This window comes from Syntrophorhabdales bacterium (assembly GCA_035541455.1).
Taxonomy (GTDB): domain Bacteria; phylum Desulfobacterota; class Syntrophorhabdia; order Syntrophorhabdales; family WCHB1-27; genus JADGQN01.
Genome location: DATKNH010000117.1, coordinates 1 through 20,208, shown reverse-complemented (window position 1 = coordinate 20,208; position 20,208 = coordinate 1). Strand labels below are relative to the sequence as shown.

Genomic DNA, 20,208 nt, shown 5'->3' with positions numbered 1-20,208 from the left:
AAAGGGGGGACCCCAGAGCCCCATGGGGCTCTGGGGGGCGGAGGAGACCACGGGGAAAGAGGGTGCTCCCCCTCAGTCGTAGCTTAATTTTCTCCTTGATTGATACTGCTCAAGCAATACTCATGCCATGTAGCCATAAGCGTAACACCTTAAATTCATACAATATTCATCTAACAACGACGAAAGGCTTTGAGCCCTTGGATCACAATTTGTCGACAGGCGTCAGCAATTCGACAAGGCCACGGACTTCAAATCGATATCAGCCTTCGCTGGAGACAAACGCCGCCATAGGCGGCGGCAACGGAAAACGGGACTGGTATCCTCTCGCTGCGGCCGTGGTCCTTGCAAGCCTATCCAGCTCTTTGAAGAGGTTCTGCCGCTCAATCTCGATTTTCTCCATGACGAGTTCTTCGTTCGCAAGACAGACCATGGCTGTCTTTGGCTCCAATGGCGGCTTCTCGACAATAAGTTTATCGGACAGAGATTTTCTCCTGAGCAGAAGTTTGATAGATGCAGCGGCATCTTCCTCCTGCAGTGCAAGAGAGGTAGACGCAACGAACTGCTCTACAAGATGTTCTCCCGGTTCTCCGGGTCTGTCTACCACGGGCGCATCATCCTCGTCCCAGGTCAGGTCAACAGCGGGCAAAGGTCGCTTCGCGACGTGATCGGCAGGGTCGCTTTCCGTCGTGCCGCTTCCAAGAGTCGTAACCACGCTCATAAACCAATCCCGCAGTTTCCCCGACTCTTCCAGCAGGAGTTCCAGCTCCATGTACTTCTTATCAAGGAGGTCCTTATCCTTTTGCCAGCGGCGCTCCTCTTCTTTTCTGGACCGATCAGCTTTGTCCGGAACACCGCTTTGGAGGAGCTCGCTGAAACGCGCCAGTATTCGGGGATCAACATAGAGGCCGATATTGTCGTAGAGTGAACCTGTTATGGACTTGAGAATCGTTACAGTTTCTTCTTTATGTGATGCGAGAGCAGTCTTCAAGAGCGTTGGGTCGAGCGCAAGCAGGCCGTCATGTGTTGCCGAAATTCCGATGGAGGCCGGATTCCTGAAGACCTTATTGCTGTCCATCACGATTCCGAGTGCACTGGCCAATACCTGTCGCACCAGAGGACTATCATCAGAAATGGGCTCTTTCCGGCCGGCTGATACACTCCTACCCTGTTCTTCGTAAATGCGGGCCAGGCCGTTCATTTGTTCAACAAGCACAGCCACTTTGCTCACGATCAGTGCTTCATCGTAATGAATGCGAAGCTCACCCGTCTTACCGCCAAGCAACATCTTGAGGTCCGCGCGCAACAGGGGATGTCCAGGGCCCTCACTTGAAAGTGTAAAAGGAACGTCTGAGTCCGCCTGCTGCTGCTGGGCGCCGCTGAACGTTTGCGCGACGGGGGCCACCGAAGAACTTTCGGCAACGCTGCTCGCCCTAACAACAGGCCCGGTTACGACTATCGGCTCACCAGGCAGCTTTACTGCGAGATTAAGAGGTGTTGAGATGATGGTCGGTGTGATTCTTTCGTCACCTGATAGCAGGACGCTATTATGAATCGACCAGCTTGCGGCTCCTTCTTCCGTTCCGGCAGGAACCTCTTCCATTGGTGGTGCGGGAATTTCGTCAGGACCGGCATCCGTGGAGCGTCGACCTGTTTCGATCAACAGAGGAGCTTTAATAAACGCCAGAGAGATGCGTCCAGAAATCTGCGCAGGCATCTCAATCGCAATCACATCACCCGAATTGCGGGCAACAGACACTTCGTCAGCCTCCCCCAGGTTCTTTCCATCTGGTTGGGCAGCTGCTATTTCCGGTTGCAGTTTGAATGCAGGCGAAACTTGCGGTTCCGTCTCATTGGTGAGCTGGTTCATCACCACCTGAGTCTGAGCCAGCAATTGCTCAGAAAGCTTCTCCACAAGTTTCATCTCATTCAACGTCAAGAGGGCTCGTGGAATATCCGAAACAAACTCTGCCTTGAACGCCTGATAGCCCTCGTCGGACATGAGTTTATTGGTCGCGATATACTCTGCGACGCCAGTGGCGATCGCCCGAAGAGCGTCTTCGCTGGGTAGCCTCGGCTCGAGCGCCATACCTGCGCTTTCGGTCGCAACGGCCTGGGCCGCAACGGCTTGGGCCCTGCCGTACCTCGCGCTCACCACGGAAGCGAGTTGGTTAGCCAGTGCATAAACCTGCCCTATCTCCATCAAACACCAATCCCTTCTGGAATTGCTCCTTGTCTGGTTATCGATCATCCGTGGAAAAAGTTAACAAGGCAGGCTTGACCTCCGGAAGGGAACTGTTGTACAACCTCACAATGCCATGTGTCCAACTCCTGGAGCAGCCTGTCTACGAGTTTCGTTATGAATTTCAGGTTCAGATAGGCCATCTCACTCACATGGGCCGCGTGGGCCACGATGCGCTGGCAAGGATTACTCACGAAGCGCGAGTCCACCTCTTTGACCTCCTGGGCGTGGCTGAGAACGATTTCGGTGATAACAGGACCGGCATCATCATGGGAGACCTCGCAGTTACCACCGCCGGGGAGGCATCTCTCTTTGACAGGATACGTGTAGAGAGCCATGTAGGAGAAATGGGACGATCCGGCTTCCGGCTCTTTCACCGCTTCGCAAAAGGTGATACCCTGGTCGCACTCGTCGAAACAGGCCTGATGACTTTTGACTACAATAAGCGCACCATGGTGCCTATACCGGAGGCCTTCAGGAAAAATCTAAGAGAGTATCTGGCGGCCAGGGCGTAGCAACGAATCGAGGCACCAGACGGCGGGCGTGGCTCTTGACACTAATTCTACCGATGATGATACTTTAAAGGTTAAGCATTTTTGGCCTTTCGCACGACGGATAGAACTATGTGCATAGCGAAGGCAGAACAAAGCTGAGGAGGCGTCTTCATGGCAGCAAAAAAAGAAGTTACACCCAAAGTTGCACCGGGAACAAAGCTGGACGTCAGGCGTGAGTGGGAGTATCCCTTCGGTGCGTTCCAGTGGGAGATGAATAAACTGTTCGATGACTTCTTCGGAGGGTTACAGTTATCGCCATGGGCACCAGTGGAGAAAAGGATGTCCGCAGTGTTCACGCCGCATGTCGATGTCTCCGAAACTGACAAGGAGATCAAGGTTTCCATGGAGTTGCCCGGCATGGATGAAAAGGACGTAGAGGTGTCGCTTACCCGGGACACACTGACTATTAAAGGCGAAAAGAAACAGGAAACCGAGGATAAAGGAAAAGATTACTACCGGATGGAACGCTCCTATGGCGCCTTCACACGAACTATTCCTCTTACCGTCGAGGTGGATACCGATAAGGTGCAGGCCAGTTTTAAGAAAGGCGTTCTCGACATAACGCTTCCAAAAACCGCACGAGCAATCAAGGAGACCAAGAAGATACCGGTCAAGGCAAAATAAGAGGGCATTGCTTCACCCGCTCACACCTCCTCTGGTATCCATTCTTCCAGCGTATTCATCTTGATGCCCACATCCACACCAGGAAGAGGCTGGACCGGGGACGTCAGCATGAACCGACCCGCGAGCATCCACTCCTTCAACGTCATCGCAATTCCCACCGCTTTCGAATAACTGGAGATGGGTGAAGCAGTAATCTCTTTGCCGTTGAGTCTGAGGCTGCCTGACTTCAATTGCGCATAACTTACCTCACCGAGACTCCCGGGAACCCGGTTAGGATAATCTTTTCCATAGTCGACTATCTGTGTCACAAGATCAGAGTCACTCCTCGAAGTAAAATAAGCCATTTCTTCATCGATAACCGGAATGGGAATCCCTATACCGACGAAGAGCGTGACCCCATACCCGGTAAAACTGGCGCCCTTCAGAAAGGACGGGCTCATATGCTTCGCGTCGCCTGTGACCGCAAGGGTTCCCGCAGGCGCCCGGACCACACCTTCGGGAGTGCGCATCACTGACGGGTTATGTTGGGTACCATGTGAGGAGACGTATCCTATACCGCCCCCCAGAAAAATTCTGGTACCAATACCGATCGTGCGGTACATCGGATCTTTCAGGAGAGGAGAAAGCTGTCCGGCGCTGCAGTAGTTCGCATTGCCGAAATTCGGTTTCAAAAGACCCATGTATGTATGGATCACCTTGTCGTTGCCGTTGACCGCGACGTTGTAGTTCTGATAACAGTTCCGCGGATTGTAGAGGTACGCCTCATTCACTGTTTCTTTGTTGATATATGTTTCTATTTTCCGTCTCGGATAGCAGTCAGTGCCGTAACTGGTTGCGATCAGCCTGAGATTCTTCCCACCGACAAACTCTTCTATAACGTGCGCACCTCCGTACCTGAACTCGCCGGGATAGACCTTGTTTCTCGGGTCCTCCTCGGGCAGCGCAGTCGCGCCGAGATACACATCAACCGCCGCAAGCCCCGTGTAGCAAGGCACATCATTGAGAAGACAGATGCCCCCTCCGATCTTTATTCTTGGCTTTGAATGGCCAAGGTTCAGAAACATGCCGCTGGAACACATGGGACCGAACGTTCCTGTTGTAACCACGTCCACATCTTTCGCCGCGCCCTTCATTCCTTTCTCTTTGGCAATTCCTATCATTTCTTCTGCTGTCACAACAACCGCTTTGCCTTTCTTGATCTTCTCATTTATCTCTTCAATGGTCTTCACTCTAATCCTCCTGAGTCACGTGCTCAAGCCTTACGATCACGGCGCGGTAAACAAAATAGATTCCCGCGGGCAAGCCGGATACCCGTGGAAGGGGCGACGTAAGCCCCAATAATAGTATACCAGAGCGATAATAGAAAATAGAAATGGCAGCGAAGCGTGAGCCGTAACGAACCTACCGTGGAGGGTCACCCCACGGTGACGTTGAACTTTATCTCTGCCTCGGACCTTCTGCCATAAATGGGTGCGATCTCATTCCGGATACCTGAAGCGTACACTTCCAGACCGAGCTGCAGCAGAGCCTCCGCTCTCACTCTCTGGAAATCATCATTGATAAGAGTGAGACCCTTGACAGGTGCAAGCTTCTCCTCGCAGAGCCTTAAACCTGAGCCGAACAGGACGCACGGCGTTCTTATCATATCGACAATCACTGCAGGTCGAAGCGATTGATACTCTGTGCACCTCTCGAACCGGCCTTGTGACACACGATAGAGTGCCAGGAAGACTTCACCTTTCTTTGCATCGATCAAGGGACAGACATATCCTTCTTTCAAGTACCTGAAGGGATAAGCGAGGACATCCAGAGTGGATACGCCCACGAGGCCCGCGCCGAGCCCCGACGCAAGACCCTTTGCAAAAGCCAGAGCCACCCGGATCCCCGTGAACGATCCAGGTCCCAGCGTGACTATGATAAGCCCGACGTCCGTAATGACATAGTCGTGACCGGCGAGGAAGTTCCTGACGTGCACCGACAGGATTTCGGATGTCGGCTTCTCGAACGTGGCGTGTCTCTCTTCCAGCAGTTTCCCATCGGCAGCCACTCCAAGATTTAAGAAGCCAAGCGAGTTATCGATTGCGAGGGTTACAGTCTGTCCCTTTAATGGCCTATCCGCCACTATCGAGCCTCTTGGAGTAAATGGACTTGCAAACATAATTGTTAGGGAAAAGACGGCAGAGATCGTTTGAAAAAGCAAGGACCATGATCATGATAAGGACTGTGATCCCTACCTTTTGAGAAATCTCGATAGCACGCTGAGAAATCCTGCGGCGCACAACCATTTCGATTAGATAGAAGAAGATGTGACCCCCGTCCAGTATCGGGATTGGCAACAGGTTCACTACTGCGAGGTTAATGCTGATGATAGCAATGAAATAGGCGAAGCTTCTCTTGCCCTCTTTTGCCTGTTTCCCGGCGGCTTCAAGAATAAGAAGGGGGCCGCCGATATTTTTCGGCGAAATGCTCCCCTTGATCAGTTTGATTATGCCCACCACGGTGAGTTCCGAGAGTACATACGTCTGCACCACAGCCTTCGACGCAGCCCCGCCCAGCGTCTCTTTTCTCTCAAGGAAGGTGTTTGAAGCGACGATGCCGATGATCTTGCGCGTAACTTTCTCGCCGAATATGTTTGTCGATTCCATCTCTCTCGGGGTTATCACTATCTCTAAGGATTGGCCGTCCCTTCTCACCCCGAACTTCATCGGCGCAAGGTTGCTCTTTGCCATGGTATCCATCAGCTCAGACCATTCCTCGATCGGCTTCCCGTTGATGCTCGTTATCACGTCTCCTGGCTTGATACCCGCGATATCGGCTGGAAATCCCTTTTCCACGCTGCCGACTTTCGTGGAAAGGACCGACTGGCCGGACAGAAAAATAACAAAGAAAATAACGCAGGCAAGTACGATGTTGAAGAAGGGACCGGCAAAACCGATAAGAATCTTTACCAGGGGCGGCTTGTGCGTGTACGATCTGGGGATTTCCTCTTCAGGCACCTCTTCATCCGGCGATTCGCCGAGAAGCTTGACGTAGCCGCCGAGTGGCACTGCGGAAATCGCATATTCCGTTTCGCCTCTCGTGAACTTCAGGAGCTTTCTTCCAAAACCGAGTGAGAACGCCAGCACCTTCACATTGGCCAGCCGCGCAACTATAAAATGGCCCAGCTCATGCGCGAATATGAGCACAGCCAGAGCAATTACGGCATAGATTATGCTAATCACTAGACCTCCTCAGACGCTCCATTACGTAGTGCAGCGCCCACCTGTGCACTTCCCATATGGTGTGCTCATCTTTTATTATGGGGATGCGCGTATGATGGGTCAACGCCTCATCAATCAGGCGAGATATATCAGTGAACCCGATACGTCCCTCCATGAAAGCAGTCGCGGCAACCTCATTTGCCCCATTGAAAACAATGCAAGCGCTGTCACCTGCGTCAAGCGCTTCATAGGCAAGCTTCAGCGCAGGGAAGCGCTCCACATCCGGCACAGCAAAGGTGAGCTTGCGAAGCGTGGCCAGCTTCACTTTGCCGAATGAGAGTTCCGTTCTCGACTCTTCATTGAGCGCATACGAAATAGGAATCCTCATGTCCGGATGTGCAAGATATGCAAATATCGAGCCGTCTCGCATCTCCACCATGCCGTGTACGATGCTTTCCGGATGTATCATCACCTTTATCCGATGATGCTCCAGGCCAAAGAGCCAATGAGCCTCTATTACTTCAAGACCCTTATTGGTGAGGGTGGCTGAATCAAGGGTGATCTTTTTGCCCATCTTCCAGGTAGGATGTTTCATTGCGTCATCCGGCCGAACCTTTCGCAGTTCTTCCTTCGTGGCTTTCCTGAAAGGACCACCCGACGCGGTAATGATAAGAGTCTCAACCTCCGCACCATTGCTGCAGTTCAGAAGCTGGTGAAGTGCGGAATGTTCGCTGTCCACGGGGATCAGCCTGGCAGGCGCCTCACTGGCCAGATTCGCGATCAGCCTGCCTGCCATAACAAGACTCTCTTTATTCGCCAGCGCCAAGGTCTTTCCGTTCTTAAGTGCTTCCAGCGTCGGCTCCAATCCAATGCTTCCCGGCAGGGCGTTTACAATGATGTCGGCGTCGGTCCGCACCATTTCTTTCATGCCGGCCAGACCGCTGAGCTCTTCGGCGTCGCCAAAGGAAACCTCGCGCGCCCGTTCAGGATCAAATACACAGGCGTACCTGGGCTTCCACTTTGCGAGTTGAGCGGCGAACAGCTCAGCATTCTCTTTGCAGGCAAGTCCGTAGACCTCCATACGGTCCTGATGCTTCTCTATGACTTCAAGCGTTGCTCTTCCTATGGAGCCTGTTGAGCCCAGTACTACGATCCGCTTTTTCATTTCGAGAGACCTACCAAGTAGTGGTAGAGAAAGGGTGTCGTAAAAAGAAAACTGTCTATCCGGTCGAGCATGCCCCCGTGGCCCGGGATAAGGCCGGAGGAGTCTTTCACGCTGTACACTCTCTTTGCGATAGACTCGAATATATCGCCGAGTTGGCCAAGAAGACCGATCACCGCGCCGACCGCGACCGATTCAAAAATGGACATGTCGAGCATCCTGCCGCAAGCAAGCGTCAGCACTGCCCCGCCGAAGAGTGCCCCGAACAACCCCGCGTATGTCTTCTTCGGGCTGATCGCGGGTGCGAGCCGCTTCTTTCCGAAAGTCTTACCGATGAAGTAGGCGCCCGTGTCGCTCGCCCATATGGTGAGAACGAGGATGATGGGAAGATAGAGGTTCACCTCCCTGAGCAGGTAGAAATAAAAAAGAGGGAGGACAATAAAAATCTGTGAAACAACTATTACTGCTACGCGGGAGGCGATCTCCTCGTTGACGCCTTCTGATTCCTCGCCTGACATAATCATGCGGTACACAAGGAAAACAAGGGGCGAGAAGAGGAGCCACGCAATGAATGCGCGTGGCGAAGACCCGTATAAGGGGATGATCGAAAGAACCGCAAGAGCGCCGATGAGCAGCTTCTGTCTTGTGCCCGAGATAGAAAGCAATTCATAGGTCGCCAGGCACATCACGATGAAAAGGAAAACCAGGAACCAGCGCGCCGGCAGAAAAAGGAAAAGGAGGAGAACAACGGGACCTATGCATAGCCCCGACAGAATCCGCTTGGTGAGCTCCCGCATTCAATCTTCCTTCAGGCTTCCGAATCTGCGTTCCCTTCTGGTGAATTCCATCAAGGCCTCTTCGTAGGCTTCTCTCCGGAAGTCCGGCCAAAGGGTTTCAGTCACGTAGATCTCTGTGTACGCCATTTGCCAGAGCAGGAAATTCGAGAGTCTCATTTCGCCGCTGGTGCGGATGAGGAGGTCGGGATCAGGCATGGAGGCAGTGTACAGGTACCGGGCAAAGACTTTTTCATCGACGCGCTTGACGCGCCCTGTTTTCATCTCTTCCAGCAGTGATCTCACGGCGTGCAGTATCTCCTCTCTTCCGCTGTAAGAAAGGGCTATGTTCAACGTCAGCGCCTTGTGTTTTGCCGTCTGTTTCATCACATCGTTCAGCATGGACTGAAGCTTTTTCGGCAAATCACGCAAATCACCGATCGCGCAGAATCGGATCTGATGCTCCATCATCATGGGCAGCTCTTTCTGGAGATAGAGCTCCAGAAGTTGCAGGAGGCCCCGTACCTCATCCTGAGGCCTCGACCAATTCTCTTTTGAAAAGGCATAAAGGGTCAGGTAGGGTATGCCGATCTCCCTCGTTGCGGTTACCGCTTCCCGCACCGATTCGATACCGGCCATATGGCCCTGAATGCGGGGCAGATTTCTCTGTCTTGCCCACCTGCCGTTACCATCCATAATAATGGCAACATGAAGGGGCAATCTCTCCTGATTGAAGTCCATTGTGCCGGCTGTCAGAATTGAAGAATCTCTTTCTCTTTCTCTGAGTAGATACTCTCTGAGAGACTTATGTACCGGTCGGTCATCTTTTGTACATCTTCCTGGAGCTTGAAACTATCGTCCTTGGCAAGCTCCTTATCTTTTTCCATTTTTTTCAGCTTCTCGTTCATGTCCCTTCTGATGTTCCTGATGGATACTCTCGTAGCTTCCACCATCTTGCTCCCCTGCTTCACCAGTTCCTTCCTTCTCTCCTCCGTGAGCTTGGGAAAAATGAGCCGGATGATTTTACCATCGTTGAGAGGGTTAACTCCGAGATCAGACTTTTGGATTGCTTTCTCTATCTCGCCGATAGCTGAGGTATCCCAGGGCTGGATTGCGATGGTGCGGCTGTCAGGTGAGGAAATTGAAGCCACCTGGTTAAGCGGTGTCGGCTGATCATAATAGATAATCCTTATGTCCTCAAGAAGACTGGGGGACGCCACACCGGTGCGCAGTCTTGACAAATCTTTCTTAAGAGCATTGACCGATTTTTTCAGCTTCTCCTCGAACTCTCCAAGAGAGACGTTTTGCATCGTTACCCCCTCACCACCGTGCCGACGCGTTCTCCTTCCACTACCCGTTTCATATTTCCCTGCTCCTTCAAATTGAAGACGATAATCGGCAGCTTGTTTTCCATGCAGAGCGATATGGCCGTTGCATCCATGACCCTTAAGTTGCGGTTGAGCACCTCCAGATAGGTAATCTCCGGAAAGAATACCGCGTCGGAAAAACGCTCGGGATCTTTATCGAAGACGCCATCGACGCGGGTGGCCTTTAAAATAACCTCAGCGCCTATTTCCATCGCCCGGAGCGCGGCAGTTGTGTCTGTGGTGAAATAAGGGTTCCCTGTCCCTCCGGCGAATATGACCACTCTCCCTTTTTCGAGGTGGCGTATAGCCCTCCGCCGGATGTACGGTTCTGCGACCTGCGCCATCTGGATGGCAGTCTGCACCCTCGTGTCCATGCCCAGAGTCTCGAGACAATCCTGCAGGGCAACCGCATTCATGACCGTGGCTATCATTCCCATGTAATCGCCGGTCGCGCGGTCCATGCCCTGCTCTTCCGCCCTGATACCCCTGTAAATGTTACCGCCTCCCACCACGATAGCGACGGTCACGCCCAGGTCCTTGACGTCCTTCACCTGCAAGGCAATATGCTTCATCATTCTGGGATCAATGCCGTACCCTGCATCACCCATGAGAGCTTCGCCACTCAGTTTCAGAAGGATCCTGTTGTAAGGGGTCATTTAGCTTTCCACGGTTTCCCCAAGTTGAAATCTGACAAACCTTCTGATCAGGATGTGTTCGCCGAGCTTTGTCACCAGCTCCTCGAGTAATTCTTTCACGGTAATGTCCGGGTTCTTAATGAAGGGCTGCTCCATCAGGCAAACTTCCTGGTAGAACTTTTCCAATTTTCCCTCAGCTATCTTTTCCAGGATCTTCTCTGGTTTCCCCGACTCCCGCGCCTGGTTCCTGTAAATGGTCTTCTCTCTTTCAAGGACCTCGGCCGGAACCTCTTCTCTTCTCACGTAGAGCGGATTTGAAGCGGTGATCTGCATCACCACATCCTTCACAAACGCCTGAAACTCGCCGGTCTTGGCAACAAAGTCACTCTCGCAGTTCACTTCCACCATGGCTCCTACCTTACCACCTGTGTGGATGTAAGCCGATATCGAACCTTCGGTGGCTGCCCGTCCCGCGCGCTTCGCCAGCTTTGCCAGACCCTTCTCGCGCAGATAGTCAACCGCTTTCTCCATGTCGCCGTTAGCGGACCTGAGGGCTTCTTTGCAATCCATGAGCCCTACACCTGTCTTTTCGCGTAGTTTCTTAACTAATTCTGCAGATATTTCCATCAAACACTCCCTTCAATTTATTGGGACTCACGTCGCCCCCTCCACGAACAAAGTCCGTGGAGCCTCCTCTCTCGCGCGAGCCGTGCTCGCTACCCCTTCGGGGCCAATGACTATTGGGACTCACACGCTATACTTCATCAGCCCCATCAGTCTCATCTTCGTCGTATTTCTCTTCGAGCACGCTCTCGTCAATGAAAGGCTTTGGGCCCTCCTTCTCTTCTTCCTTGGCTTCAAACTCCTCAACGTACAGAGCGCGACCTTCGAGAACCGCATCGGCGATCTTGCTGGTGATCAGCTTGATCGCCCTGATGGCATCGTCGTTCCCGGGAATAATGTAGTCTATATCGTCGGGATCACAGTTGGTATCAACGATACCCACTGTTGGTATGCCCAGTTTCTTAGCCTCGTTTACCGCAATGTACTCTTTTTTCGGATCAACAATATAGAGGGCGCCGGGCAGGCGATCCATACCCTTTATGCCCCCGAGATTCTTTTCCAGCTTCTCTATCTCCTTGTCTACGCTAATAGCTTCCTTTTTTGGCAGCACTTTGAAGATGTCACTCCCTTTCAGTTCCTCGTACTTGCGAAGCCTGTCGATGCTCTTTTCGATCGTCTGGTAGTTTGTCAGGGTGCCGCCCAACCAGCGCACATTCACGTAGAATGCGCTGCACCTTTTGGCCTCCTCGACGATTCCCTCCTGGGCCTGCTTTTTCGTCCCCACAAAAAGTACATACTCATTTCGGGAGGCAACCTCTTTTACGAAGTTATACGCCTCTTTGAACATCTTCAACGTCCTCTGCAGGTCAATAATGTAAATGCCGTTTCTGGCCCCGAAAATGTAAGGCTTCATTTTCGGATTCCAGCGTTTTGTCTGGTGCCCGAAATGGACACCGGCTTCGAGCAACTGCTTAATGGTGAGATTAGACATCAAGACCTCCGGTTATTTTCTTCCGCCTTTCGCACTTTGGGAGCAGACACTGAGGTGCACCTTGCTGCCAATTGAAAGACGTGCAGAATGGTTTTGAACTACAGTCGAGTAGTTTAGCGCATAAACCTTCAATATGCAAGAGAAAAGTAACCCCAAAGCCGACCTCGGGCAATTGACATCAGACCTCAGACTGTATACTAAGAGATTCTGAATTCCCACGCCGCTTCATTTGCCGTCAGAGGTCTGATAGCCGCTCTGGTGACCGGGGTGGTGTCCGGCAATGTTGAGGCAAACGATGTTTTATGATACGTTAAAGTCTCACCTTCAAAGGAGGAATTATGCCATCCAATACGAAAATGACAGAGCTGAAACGCAAAAGGAAGAAAGCCAACCTCGGAAAAAGACGTAAGAAACAGATGTCGAAAATGTCTACGCCTGCTTTTCCCGTGCACCCCGAGAAAGAATGAGCAGTCTGAGGTTCGAGATCGGGCCCATAAGGCCGCCAAGCGAGGCCTACAGCCTTCTCGTTCGCTTCACACGGAACTGTCCCTGGAATAAATGCGAATTCTGCCACCTCTACAAGGGCAAAAAGTTCGAGAAAAGGTCTCGCACCGATATCGAGAGAGACATAGACACCGTCAAGAAAATCCAGGACGAAATCATTGCGCTTTCATGGAAAGAGGGCCACGGAGGGAAGCTTTCTGAAGGCTTCGTCGAGAGCCTCTTTGCCCGGCAGACCTTCAATGAGTGTTTCAGGAGTGTTGTCGTCTGGATGTATTTCGGCGCGAAGAACGTCTTCATCCAGGATGCAAACTCCCTGGTAATGAAGCCTGACGACCTGATTGCGGCGCTTCTCTATCTCAAGAAAACCTTCCCCACTATTGACAGGATTACTTCCTATGCCCGTTCCCAAACCCTGGCCCAGCTGTGGTCCGCTGAGGATCTGAAGCGTCTCAAAGAAGCGGGACTGACGCGCCTTCACCTGGGCATGGAGACCGGCTCAGACTTTTTACTCAAGTACATGCGCAAAGGGGTGACCAAGGAGCAGCACGTAACCGCCGGCAAAAGGGTTAAAGAAGCTGGGATAGAGCTCTCCGAATACGTTGTGTGTGGTCTCGGAGGCCGCACGTGGTGGCGGGAACATGCTCTCGAAACAGCAGATGCACTCAACGAGATCGATCCCGATTACATAAGGTTCAGGACACTCAAGGTAGTAAAAGGAATGCTGCTCTACAAGAAGCTGGAAAGCGGCGACTTCCTGCTTCCTTCCGACGAAGAGATAGTCAAAGAAATAAGGCTCCTCGTCGAACATCTCGACGGCATCACGAGCTCTATAAAGAGCGATCACATACTTAATCTCCTCGAGGAGATCGACGGGAAACTACCGGAAGATAAACAAAAAATCCTCGATCTCATCGACCGTTATTTTGCCCTCAGTAACGAGCAAAGGCTCGTGTACAGGATGGGCAGGAGAGCGGGTATGTATCGGAGCCTCGACGACCTCAACGACCAGGTTACATACGCACGGCTCAAAAAAGCCATCCGGGAGATTGAAGAGAAAGAACCCGGGGGCGTGGAGAAGCAGCTGTCACTGTTACTAGAACATTACATCTAAATAGTTCAACGTATTGATGTCACTAAAATCCGGTACAGATCGCAGGCCAGACGGAAGACTTTCGTGGAACGAGTATCGCGGGAGCCCGGCAGTGGAGACGACTGGTGCCGCGCATCCGTATGGGCGCGGCGCGGCGTGCCTGACTCCGAGGCATGAGTAAGCGTAAACACAAGTAATTTTGCGAATCGCCAGAGCACAAACAATCTGGGGAAATGTTCGCAATGAGAGCCGAAGGAGGCGGAGCGGAGCGCGGGTCAGACCGGGAGCGCCTAACTCGTGGAACGAAAGTCTTTTGTAAAATCTATCTCGGATAGACTTTAATTAGCGCGCCGGATTTTTTCGTTCCCTTGGCGACATTGAAAATCTTGCGGGCTACGTATTCAGGTTCAAGCACATCCGCGGGGTCGAGCTCGAGGCCGCTGCCTGCAAGCAGTGTAGTGTCGACGGCCCAAGGTAGCACCCCATAGACGGGAATTTGTTGCTCGGATATCTCCTCGGCGGCTGCTTTTGTAAGGCCGATCACACCGAACTTAGATGCGGAATAGGCCGAGAAATCAGCTTCTGCTTCAATGCCCATCGCTGAGGAGATGTTGATGATGACACCTTTCTTCTCCCGTTTCATGACCGGAATGACATGGCGCATAAAGAGAAAGGTCCCCTTCAGGTTGGTCTCTATGATTCGGTCAAACTCTTTCCCGCTCGTCTCTTCGATGGACCTGTACGCAGCAACGCCCGCATTGTTAATCAGAACATCGATCCTGCCATAGTATCTTAGGCTTTGCCCCACAATCTTCTTCACATCCTTTTCTTCCCTGACGTCACCCACAAGACCCAGGACATTTTGTTCATTGCCGATACCCCCAAGACGCCTCACGGCTACGTCCGTATGAACCTCATGCCGACAGAAGACGATCACACGATCATCATGCTTCAGGAATTCAGCGGCAGTCGCATAGCCTATACCACGAGTGGAGCCGGTGATAAGAACAATACGATCCATATAAACCTCCTTTCCTGTAAGAGAATATAGAACAGATGAAGCCCATGGGTATTTGATTGCTATTTAGCTTCAAGTACGCTAAGTAACAACATGGAATACTATCACCGGCTTTAGAGGAGGCATTTAATGGAAGGGAAGAAAGTCAGCGAGAGCGCGGTGCTGATGGCTCAACTCATGTCTCCGCAAGATGCAAACATCGCAGGCAATGTACATGGCGGCGTAATAATGAAACTCATTGACGATGCGGGCGGAGCAGTTGCTTACCGGCACGCCCGGAGCAATGTGGTTACAGTATCGATAGACCGTTTGAGTTTCGATCATCCTGTCCTCGTCGGAGATCTTGTGACCTTCAAAGCAAGCATCAACATGGCTGGAAGGACTTCCATGGATGTAGGCGTAAGAGTCGAGGCTGAAAACCTGCTCACGGGAGAGGTGCGTCACGCGGCTTCAGCATACCTGACCTACGTGGCCCTGGGCGCTGATTCAAAGCCTACGCCGGTTGCGCCTCTGATCCTCGAAAATGAGGAACAGGAGCGCCGTTTCCGCAAAGCTCTGGCCCGACGAAACATCCGTAAGCAGGAGCGGGAGAACCCTTAGAAGAGGCTCCCTGTCTGGAGACACTAATGATAGCGATTTCGGAAAGCTACGGAGGAAAAGATGAAACGAATAGCAGTAATTCCCGGTGACGGCATCGGCAAGGAAGTCGCACCGGTAGGGATGAGCGTCATCGACGCCGCAGGGAAGAAGTTCGGTTTCAGCATAACATGGCAGACTTTCCCGTGGAGTTGCGAATATTATCTCGCGAACGGATCGATGATGCCGCAGGACGGACTCGCGATTCTTAAGCGGCATGATGCCATTTATCTCGGTGCGGTGGGTGCACCCGGCGTACCCGATGCCGTTTCACTCTGGGGCCTCTTGATCCCTATCCGACGCACGTTCAGGCAATACGTGAATCTGAGACCTGTGAGATTACTCAGGGGTGTGACAAGCCCCCTTCGGAACCTGAATCCGGGAGATATCGATATCTGCGTGGTCCGCGAAAATAACGAGGGCGAGTACTCGAATGTGGGCGGCAGGCTGTATGACGGCACTGAATCGGAGATGGCAATACAGCAATCCGTGTTTACGCGGAAGGGAGTGGAAAGCGTCACGCGCTTTGCGTTCGAGCTGGGCCGGAAGAGGAAGAGACATGTGACCTCGGCCACGAAATCGAACGGGATCATTTACACCATGCCCTTCTGGGATGAGGTCTTCTGGTCCATCACCCGGAAGTACCCGGATGTACAAGCCGACCAGTACCATATCGATAATTTATGCGCCCAGTTCGTGCTGCACCCGGAGAGGTTCGACGTCGTGGTAGGCAGCAACCTCTTCGGCGACATCCTGTCAGACCTCGGGCCCGCCATTGCAGGAAGCCTCGGGATTGCTCCGTCGGCGAACCTCAACCCGGAGCGGGAATTTCCTTCGATGTTTGAGCCGGTACACGGATCCGCACCGGACATCGCTGGGAGAGGCGTCGCAAACCCGATCGGTCAGATATGGTCGGGCGCCATGATGCTGGAGCACCTTGGCTATACAGAGGCAGCACAAGCCATAGAGAAAGCCCTCGAGGCTGTCACCGGTGAGCAGGGCATCAAGACGCCTGATCTCGGCGGTTCAGCCACGACCCGGGAAGTAGGCGACGCCGTCATCAATTCTCTGTGACTGGTAAGGAAATGCCATCCAATTCCTTAACGAAAAATCCGTAGAATCTCTCCTGATATGCTGCTAAACTGGTTTCAAGGAGGCCACGTATCTTCGCCTCCGACTGGCTAAGGCATCGACGGATGACATACAAAGCTGAAACTGGCGTTCACAGGATTTGCTTATAGCACTTTAGAAGGACAAAGGAGGGCGTTCCATGGCCGAGAGCAGACGATCTTATTGTGGTTTGTGCCATCCCCGGTGCGGTCTTCTTCTGGAACTGGAAAACGGCAGAATCGTCAAGGTGACAGGGGATCCGCAACATCCTATAACGAGGGGCAAGATATGCTCCAGAGGAGCCCTGATGGCGGATCATGTCCATCACCCCGACAGAATTAATTATCCAGTGAAACGGCAGGGTGACAAAGGTTCGGGGAAATGGCAGCGCCTCAGCTGGGAACAGGCGCTGGACGAAGTGGCGGAGAAGCTCGAACACCTGCGCGACAAGCACGGAGCGGAAGCCCTCGCATTTACACACGGCACCAAACGCACGTACCACTGGGACGAGCGCAGATTCTTCAACCTCTTCGGTTCCCCGAATGTGTGCGGCGCAAATACAGTCTGTATGTGCCCGACCCAGGCGGTTGAATACGCAACCTTCGGCGGCTTCACCTGGCCTGACGTACTGCACACCAAATGCGTGGTGCTCTGGGGGCATGGCCCATCAGAATCGGAGCCTGTAGGTCTCTATCCCATGATCCTCCATGCAAAGAATAACGGCGCGAAGCTTATTGTTGTAGACCCCCGCCGTATTGCAGAGGCGGAGAAAGCAGATATGTGGCTACCCATCAGGCCCGGAACGGACGCGGCCCTTATGCTTGGCTGGATACGCATCATCATCGAAGAAGGTCTCTATGATCCTGAATTCGTGGCCAACTGGACCGTCGGGTTCGAAGATCTCAAGGCCGCGGCCCAAAGCTACACGCCTCAAAAAGTGGCGGAGATCACGTGGCTCACTCCCGAGCAGGTAATCGCTTCGGCCCGCTGCTACGCCTCGACAAAACCAGCAGTTATCACCTGGGGCTTCGGTATTGACAAGCAGGGCATCAACGCCACCCAGGCTGCGAGGGCGAGATGCTGCCTCAAGGCCCTCACGGGAAATATGGATATTCCCGGTGGTGAGACATTGGGCTGCAATGATCCGATCGGGAGCATCATCAGCGACGAGGAAATGCAGCGCAACGACGCGATACCGGCTGCACAGCGCGCAAAGCAGCTGGGCGCTGACAGATACCCTTTTTTCGGTTTTCCGGGGTGGTCGAGAAACGATGACGCAAACCGCCGCCTTCCCCGCACCTACATGCGTCCGCCGAATGCTGATATGACCTGCACGGCTCACGCGCGTTCGGTGTTTGACGCCATGATCACGAAACAACCTTATCCGGTCACTGCCGCTATTTCGGTGGCCAGCAACCCCCTGCTGTCGCTGCCGAATCCGCATCACACCTATGAAGCCCTGAAGAGCCTGGAACTCTACGCAGTCGGCGACTACTACCTCACCCCTTCTGCAGCGCTTGCCGATTACGTGTTTCCCATATGTTCTACGGTCGAGACGACAGAACTCTGGCTGACAGGCGCTTTCTGCGTGGCCTGCCCGAGAGGAATCCAGCCCCTTTACGAGCGTCGCAACACCTATGATTTCTGGCGCGGTCTGGCAGTGCGGCTTGGACAAAGCGCAGAGTGGCCATGGGAAACCGTTGACGAGGTGTGGAACTTCAGGCTCGCACCTGTGGGCCTGACGTTTGACCAGCTCCTTGAACAGAACGGACTCTTCGGAAAGCCGGAATTCGGACGCTATAAGAAATACGGTTTCGGTACGCCATCAGGAAAGGTGGAGCTACGGTCGAGCACCTTCGAGGCCCTTAATTGCGAGCCCCTTCCGGTTTATCGGGAGATGGCACACAGTCCGGTGGGAGCCGAGAAGCTGACCGAGACGTTCCCTCTTGTTCTCATAACGGGAAGCCGATTCATGCCGATGTATCACTCAGAACAGAGGCAGATCGAGGCTGCGAGAAAAAGAAGACCCGATCCTCTGGTGACCATCCACCCGGAAACGGCAAAGAGCCTGAAGCTCCTTGAAGGCGACAACGTCAAGCTGGAGACTCCCCTAGGGAGCATCCGCATGCGCCTCGCTCTTTCCGACATGGTCGATCGGCGCATGGCAGATGCAGATCACGGCTGGTGGTTTCCTGAGCGGCAGGAGGCTGAGCCCGATCTATTCGGTGTGTTCGAATCGAACGCCAACGTGCTTTGCCCTGACACACCGGAATTTTGCAGCCCGGAGATCGGCGGCTGGCCTCACACAGCGCTTATGTGCCGGATCGAGAAAGCGTAAACAAACGTCAGGGTTCGGAATCCCTATTACGGAGTCCAGAACTGACCTGCCTTTCCCATGTTCTTTAGCGACACGAACAGCTCAGAGGCATACTCCTTCGCGTGGGAGAGGTAATCCGGCGCCAAACGATTCCGCATGAGTGGTCCACTGAATGCCTGCGCCCAGCTGGACAAAGGCATGATAGACTCCGCTGAAACGGGATCATAGTGTGGCCAATTTTTCACGTGCTCTTCCGACCGGAAGAGGTTCATGCGGCTTCAAGCCAAGCCCCAGGTTGCCTTTCCCGTTAACACATTCGAGAACGGGATGTTCACGTGTCCTACGGCGGTGGTTGGATCAACTTCGAGTATATTCTCATCGCGCATTCGAACAAGTATGGGCTCGCCACAATCCAGGCAACGCGTCTCTATGCGAATCTCACTTCCGGGAAAGAGCCAGCGCACGGCCAGCGCCTCAAGCCCTCACTGCCCGTACCACTTTTGCTCTCCCTTTATGGTTATGAGATAGTGGGTAGGCACATTTGAAAAGGGCGCCCATGACTCAACATAATCTGTCTCGTTCACGAACCAGCAGGCAACGGAAGCTTCGGCCGCCTTACGCTGCACCTGCCTCGCCTTTTCAGGGCTCAGCCCGAGTGTTGCTGAAAGTTCCGTATAGTGCGGTGCCCTCCCGGTCTTCACAAAATGTTCCGTGACAGCAGTGTAGGCTTTTTGCACCAGTCTGTCTTCTTCCACGGCGCTTCTCCTTTCTACCTGGGTTTTGAGTTTAGTATACTTGCACCTAGTGCAATTCTGTGTCCCTCGACCTCAGGTGTCAAGCTTCGATTTGAACTTGCGCTCGCGAACGCCTGGATCGACGACTCTCATTACAAGAACGCTTCGTCTAATCCACAACTATATTGAGTGAGTATCGGGACCATGCTATTATCAATGGAGCGCAAGCTTATCTGGGGTCGTTGCAGGAGACCACAAAAAACGATGAAAGAAGGAGGAGAAAAAGATGGGCCGTGGATTGATTTTGGGGTTGTGCTTTTTTCTTGCAGTACTCTTTACCGGTGACGCGCTGGCAGCAGACAAAGGGCCCGTAGAAACGGTTCTCGACGGCTGTCAGAAGGAATTTGAAACTTACTGCAAGAATGTAACACCCGGCGAAGGGCGTCTTCTTGCCTGTCTCTTTGCCTATGAGGACAAACTGTCACCACGCTGCGAATATTCATTGTATGATGCAGCCGCCCAGCTGGAGCGAGCAGTCACGGCCCTGACCTATGTGGCAAACGAGTGTAAAGACGACCTGAAAGCATACTGCTCAGCCATACAGCCGGGAGAAGGCAGACTGCTCACCTGTCTGGATAAGCAGCAAAGCAAAATAAGTAAACGTTGCAGCCAGGCGCTGAAGGACGTCGG

20 protein-coding genes are annotated in these 20,208 nt (G+C 53.0%); 7 read left to right on the top strand and 13 right to left on the bottom strand.

Annotated features, from left to right (window positions below):
* Positions 1–259: 259 nt before the first annotated feature.
* Complete coding sequence (locus tag VMT71_12595) at positions 260–2,200, bottom strand: hypothetical protein (protein HVN24805.1); 1,941 nt, start codon at positions 2,198–2,200, stop codon at positions 260–262.
* A 95-nt stretch (positions 2,201–2,295) separates the two neighbouring features.
* Here VMT71_12595 and VMT71_12590 point away from each other — a divergent pair, with 95 nt between their 5' ends.
* Entirely contained in the window at positions 2,296–2,754 is a 459-nt protein-coding gene (locus tag VMT71_12590) for a thioesterase family protein (GenBank protein HVN24804.1), read from the top strand.
* 150 nt (positions 2,755–2,904) lie between these two features.
* Positions 2,905–3,417 carry an Hsp20/alpha crystallin family protein gene (locus VMT71_12585; GenBank protein ID HVN24803.1) on the top strand — a complete coding sequence of 171 codons (513 nt, stop codon included), beginning with the start codon at positions 2,905–2,907 and terminating at the stop codon, positions 3,415–3,417.
* 20 nt (positions 3,418–3,437) lie between these two features.
* Here VMT71_12585 and VMT71_12580 read toward each other — a convergent pair whose 3' ends face one another.
* From VMT71_12580 to rpsB, 10 genes are all read right to left on the bottom strand, one after another.
* Entirely contained in the window at positions 3,438–4,646 is a 1,209-nt protein-coding gene (locus VMT71_12580) for a homocysteine biosynthesis protein (protein ID HVN24802.1), read from the bottom strand.
* Between the two features lie 185 nt (positions 4,647–4,831).
* A complete protein-coding gene (gene tsaB, locus VMT71_12575; protein HVN24801.1) occupies positions 4,832–5,539 on the bottom strand; it encodes a tRNA (adenosine(37)-N6)-threonylcarbamoyltransferase complex dimerization subunit type 1 TsaB in 708 nt (235 codons plus the stop codon).
* The gene (gene rseP, locus VMT71_12570) at positions 5,529–6,638 is read right to left on the bottom strand and encodes an RIP metalloprotease RseP (GenBank protein HVN24800.1); all 1,110 of its coding nucleotides are present in this window, start codon (positions 6,636–6,638) and stop codon (positions 5,529–5,531) included. The genes tsaB and rseP overlap by 11 nt, the downstream gene beginning before the upstream one ends.
* Positions 6,631–7,782, bottom strand: a complete 1,152-nt coding sequence (gene dxr / locus VMT71_12565) for a 1-deoxy-D-xylulose-5-phosphate reductoisomerase (GenBank protein HVN24799.1) — start codon at positions 7,780–7,782, stop codon at positions 6,631–6,633. Before dxr ends, rseP begins: the two co-directional genes overlap by 8 nt.
* Complete coding sequence (locus VMT71_12560) at positions 7,779–8,576, bottom strand: phosphatidate cytidylyltransferase (protein ID HVN24798.1); 798 nt, start codon at positions 8,574–8,576, stop codon at positions 7,779–7,781. The genes dxr and VMT71_12560 overlap by 4 nt, the downstream gene beginning before the upstream one ends.
* Positions 8,577–9,293, bottom strand: coding sequence for an isoprenyl transferase (locus VMT71_12555; GenBank protein ID HVN24797.1), 717 nt, complete (start codon positions 9,291–9,293; stop codon positions 8,577–8,579).
* A gap of 11 nt (positions 9,294–9,304) precedes the next feature.
* The gene (frr, locus tag VMT71_12550; GenBank protein HVN24796.1) at positions 9,305–9,862 is read right to left on the bottom strand and encodes a ribosome recycling factor; all 558 of its coding nucleotides are present in this window, start codon (positions 9,860–9,862) and stop codon (positions 9,305–9,307) included.
* A 2-nt stretch (positions 9,863–9,864) separates the two neighbouring features.
* On the bottom strand, positions 9,865–10,575 hold the full coding sequence (gene pyrH, locus VMT71_12545) for a UMP kinase (protein ID HVN24795.1): 711 nt from the start codon (positions 10,573–10,575) through the stop codon (positions 9,865–9,867).
* Positions 10,576–11,184 carry a translation elongation factor Ts gene (gene tsf / locus VMT71_12540; GenBank protein HVN24794.1) on the bottom strand — a complete coding sequence of 203 codons (609 nt, stop codon included), beginning with the start codon at positions 11,182–11,184 and terminating at the stop codon, positions 10,576–10,578. It abuts the gene before it with no gap.
* A gap of 124 nt (positions 11,185–11,308) precedes the next feature.
* Entirely contained in the window at positions 11,309–12,109 is an 801-nt protein-coding gene (rpsB, locus tag VMT71_12535) for a 30S ribosomal protein S2 (protein HVN24793.1), read from the bottom strand.
* Positions 12,110–12,572: 463 nt separating this feature from the next.
* Between rpsB and VMT71_12530 the strand changes: the two genes are divergently transcribed.
* Positions 12,573–13,724 (top strand): radical SAM protein, encoded by a 1,152-nt coding sequence (locus VMT71_12530; GenBank protein ID HVN24792.1) that lies wholly within the window; start codon positions 12,573–12,575, stop codon positions 13,722–13,724.
* A 301-nt stretch (positions 13,725–14,025) separates the two neighbouring features.
* Here the strand turns inward: VMT71_12530 and VMT71_12525 are convergent, their stop codons facing one another.
* Positions 14,026–14,724, bottom strand: a complete 699-nt coding sequence (locus tag VMT71_12525) for an SDR family oxidoreductase (protein ID HVN24791.1) — start codon at positions 14,722–14,724, stop codon at positions 14,026–14,028.
* Between the two features lie 126 nt (positions 14,725–14,850).
* Between VMT71_12525 and VMT71_12520 the strand changes: the two genes are divergently transcribed.
* The 3 genes from VMT71_12520 (at position 14,851) to VMT71_12510 (ending at position 18,805) form a co-directional block, all read left to right on the top strand.
* On the top strand, positions 14,851–15,321 hold the full coding sequence (locus VMT71_12520) for an acyl-CoA thioesterase (GenBank protein HVN24790.1): 471 nt from the start codon (positions 14,851–14,853) through the stop codon (positions 15,319–15,321).
* A gap of 60 nt (positions 15,322–15,381) precedes the next feature.
* On the top strand, positions 15,382–16,431 hold the full coding sequence (locus VMT71_12515) for a tartrate dehydrogenase (protein HVN24789.1): 1,050 nt from the start codon (positions 15,382–15,384) through the stop codon (positions 16,429–16,431).
* A 196-nt stretch (positions 16,432–16,627) separates the two neighbouring features.
* Entirely contained in the window at positions 16,628–18,805 is a 2,178-nt protein-coding gene (locus tag VMT71_12510) for a molybdopterin-dependent oxidoreductase (protein HVN24788.1), read from the top strand.
* A gap of 461 nt (positions 18,806–19,266) precedes the next feature.
* Here VMT71_12510 and VMT71_12505 read toward each other — a convergent pair whose 3' ends face one another.
* A complete protein-coding gene (locus VMT71_12505; GenBank protein HVN24787.1) occupies positions 19,267–19,539 on the bottom strand; it encodes a hypothetical protein in 273 nt (90 codons plus the stop codon).
* A 265-nt stretch (positions 19,540–19,804) separates the two neighbouring features.
* Between VMT71_12505 and VMT71_12500 the strand changes: the two genes are divergently transcribed.
* The coding region (locus VMT71_12500; protein HVN24786.1) for a cysteine rich repeat-containing protein at positions 19,805–20,208 on the top strand (404 nt) is incomplete at its 3' end.

What these genes read in the sequence shown, in the direction of transcription:
- VMT71_12595 (HVN24805.1), bottom strand. Translation starts at nt 2,200, where the DNA reads ATGGAGATAGGGCAGGTTTATGCACTGGCTAACCAACTCGCTTCCGTG.
- VMT71_12585 (HVN24803.1), top strand. Translation starts at nt 2,905, where the DNA reads ATGGCAGCAAAAAAAGAAGTTACACCCAAAGTTGCACCGGGAACAAAG.
- dxr (HVN24799.1), bottom strand. Translation starts at nt 7,782, where the DNA reads ATGAAAAAGCGGATCGTAGTACTGGGCTCAACAGGCTCCATAGGAAGA.
- VMT71_12560 (HVN24798.1), bottom strand. Translation starts at nt 8,576, where the DNA reads ATGCGGGAGCTCACCAAGCGGATTCTGTCGGGGCTATGCATAGGTCCC.
- VMT71_12555 (HVN24797.1), bottom strand. Translation starts at nt 9,293, where the DNA reads ATGGACTTCAATCAGGAGAGATTGCCCCTTCATGTTGCCATTATTATG.
- frr (HVN24796.1), bottom strand. Translation starts at nt 9,862, where the DNA reads ATGCAAAACGTCTCTCTTGGAGAGTTCGAGGAGAAGCTGAAAAAATCG.
- pyrH (HVN24795.1), bottom strand. Translation starts at nt 10,575, where the DNA reads ATGACCCCTTACAACAGGATCCTTCTGAAACTGAGTGGCGAAGCTCTC.
- rpsB (HVN24793.1), bottom strand. Translation starts at nt 12,109, where the DNA reads ATGTCTAATCTCACCATTAAGCAGTTGCTCGAAGCCGGTGTCCATTTC.
- VMT71_12530 (HVN24792.1), top strand. Translation starts at nt 12,573, where the DNA reads ATGAGCAGTCTGAGGTTCGAGATCGGGCCCATAAGGCCGCCAAGCGAG.
- VMT71_12525 (HVN24791.1), bottom strand. Translation starts at nt 14,724, where the DNA reads ATGGATCGTATTGTTCTTATCACCGGCTCCACTCGTGGTATAGGCTAT.
- VMT71_12520 (HVN24790.1), top strand. Translation starts at nt 14,851, where the DNA reads ATGGAAGGGAAGAAAGTCAGCGAGAGCGCGGTGCTGATGGCTCAACTC.
- VMT71_12515 (HVN24789.1), top strand. Translation starts at nt 15,382, where the DNA reads ATGAAACGAATAGCAGTAATTCCCGGTGACGGCATCGGCAAGGAAGTC.
- VMT71_12510 (HVN24788.1), top strand. Translation starts at nt 16,628, where the DNA reads ATGGCCGAGAGCAGACGATCTTATTGTGGTTTGTGCCATCCCCGGTGC.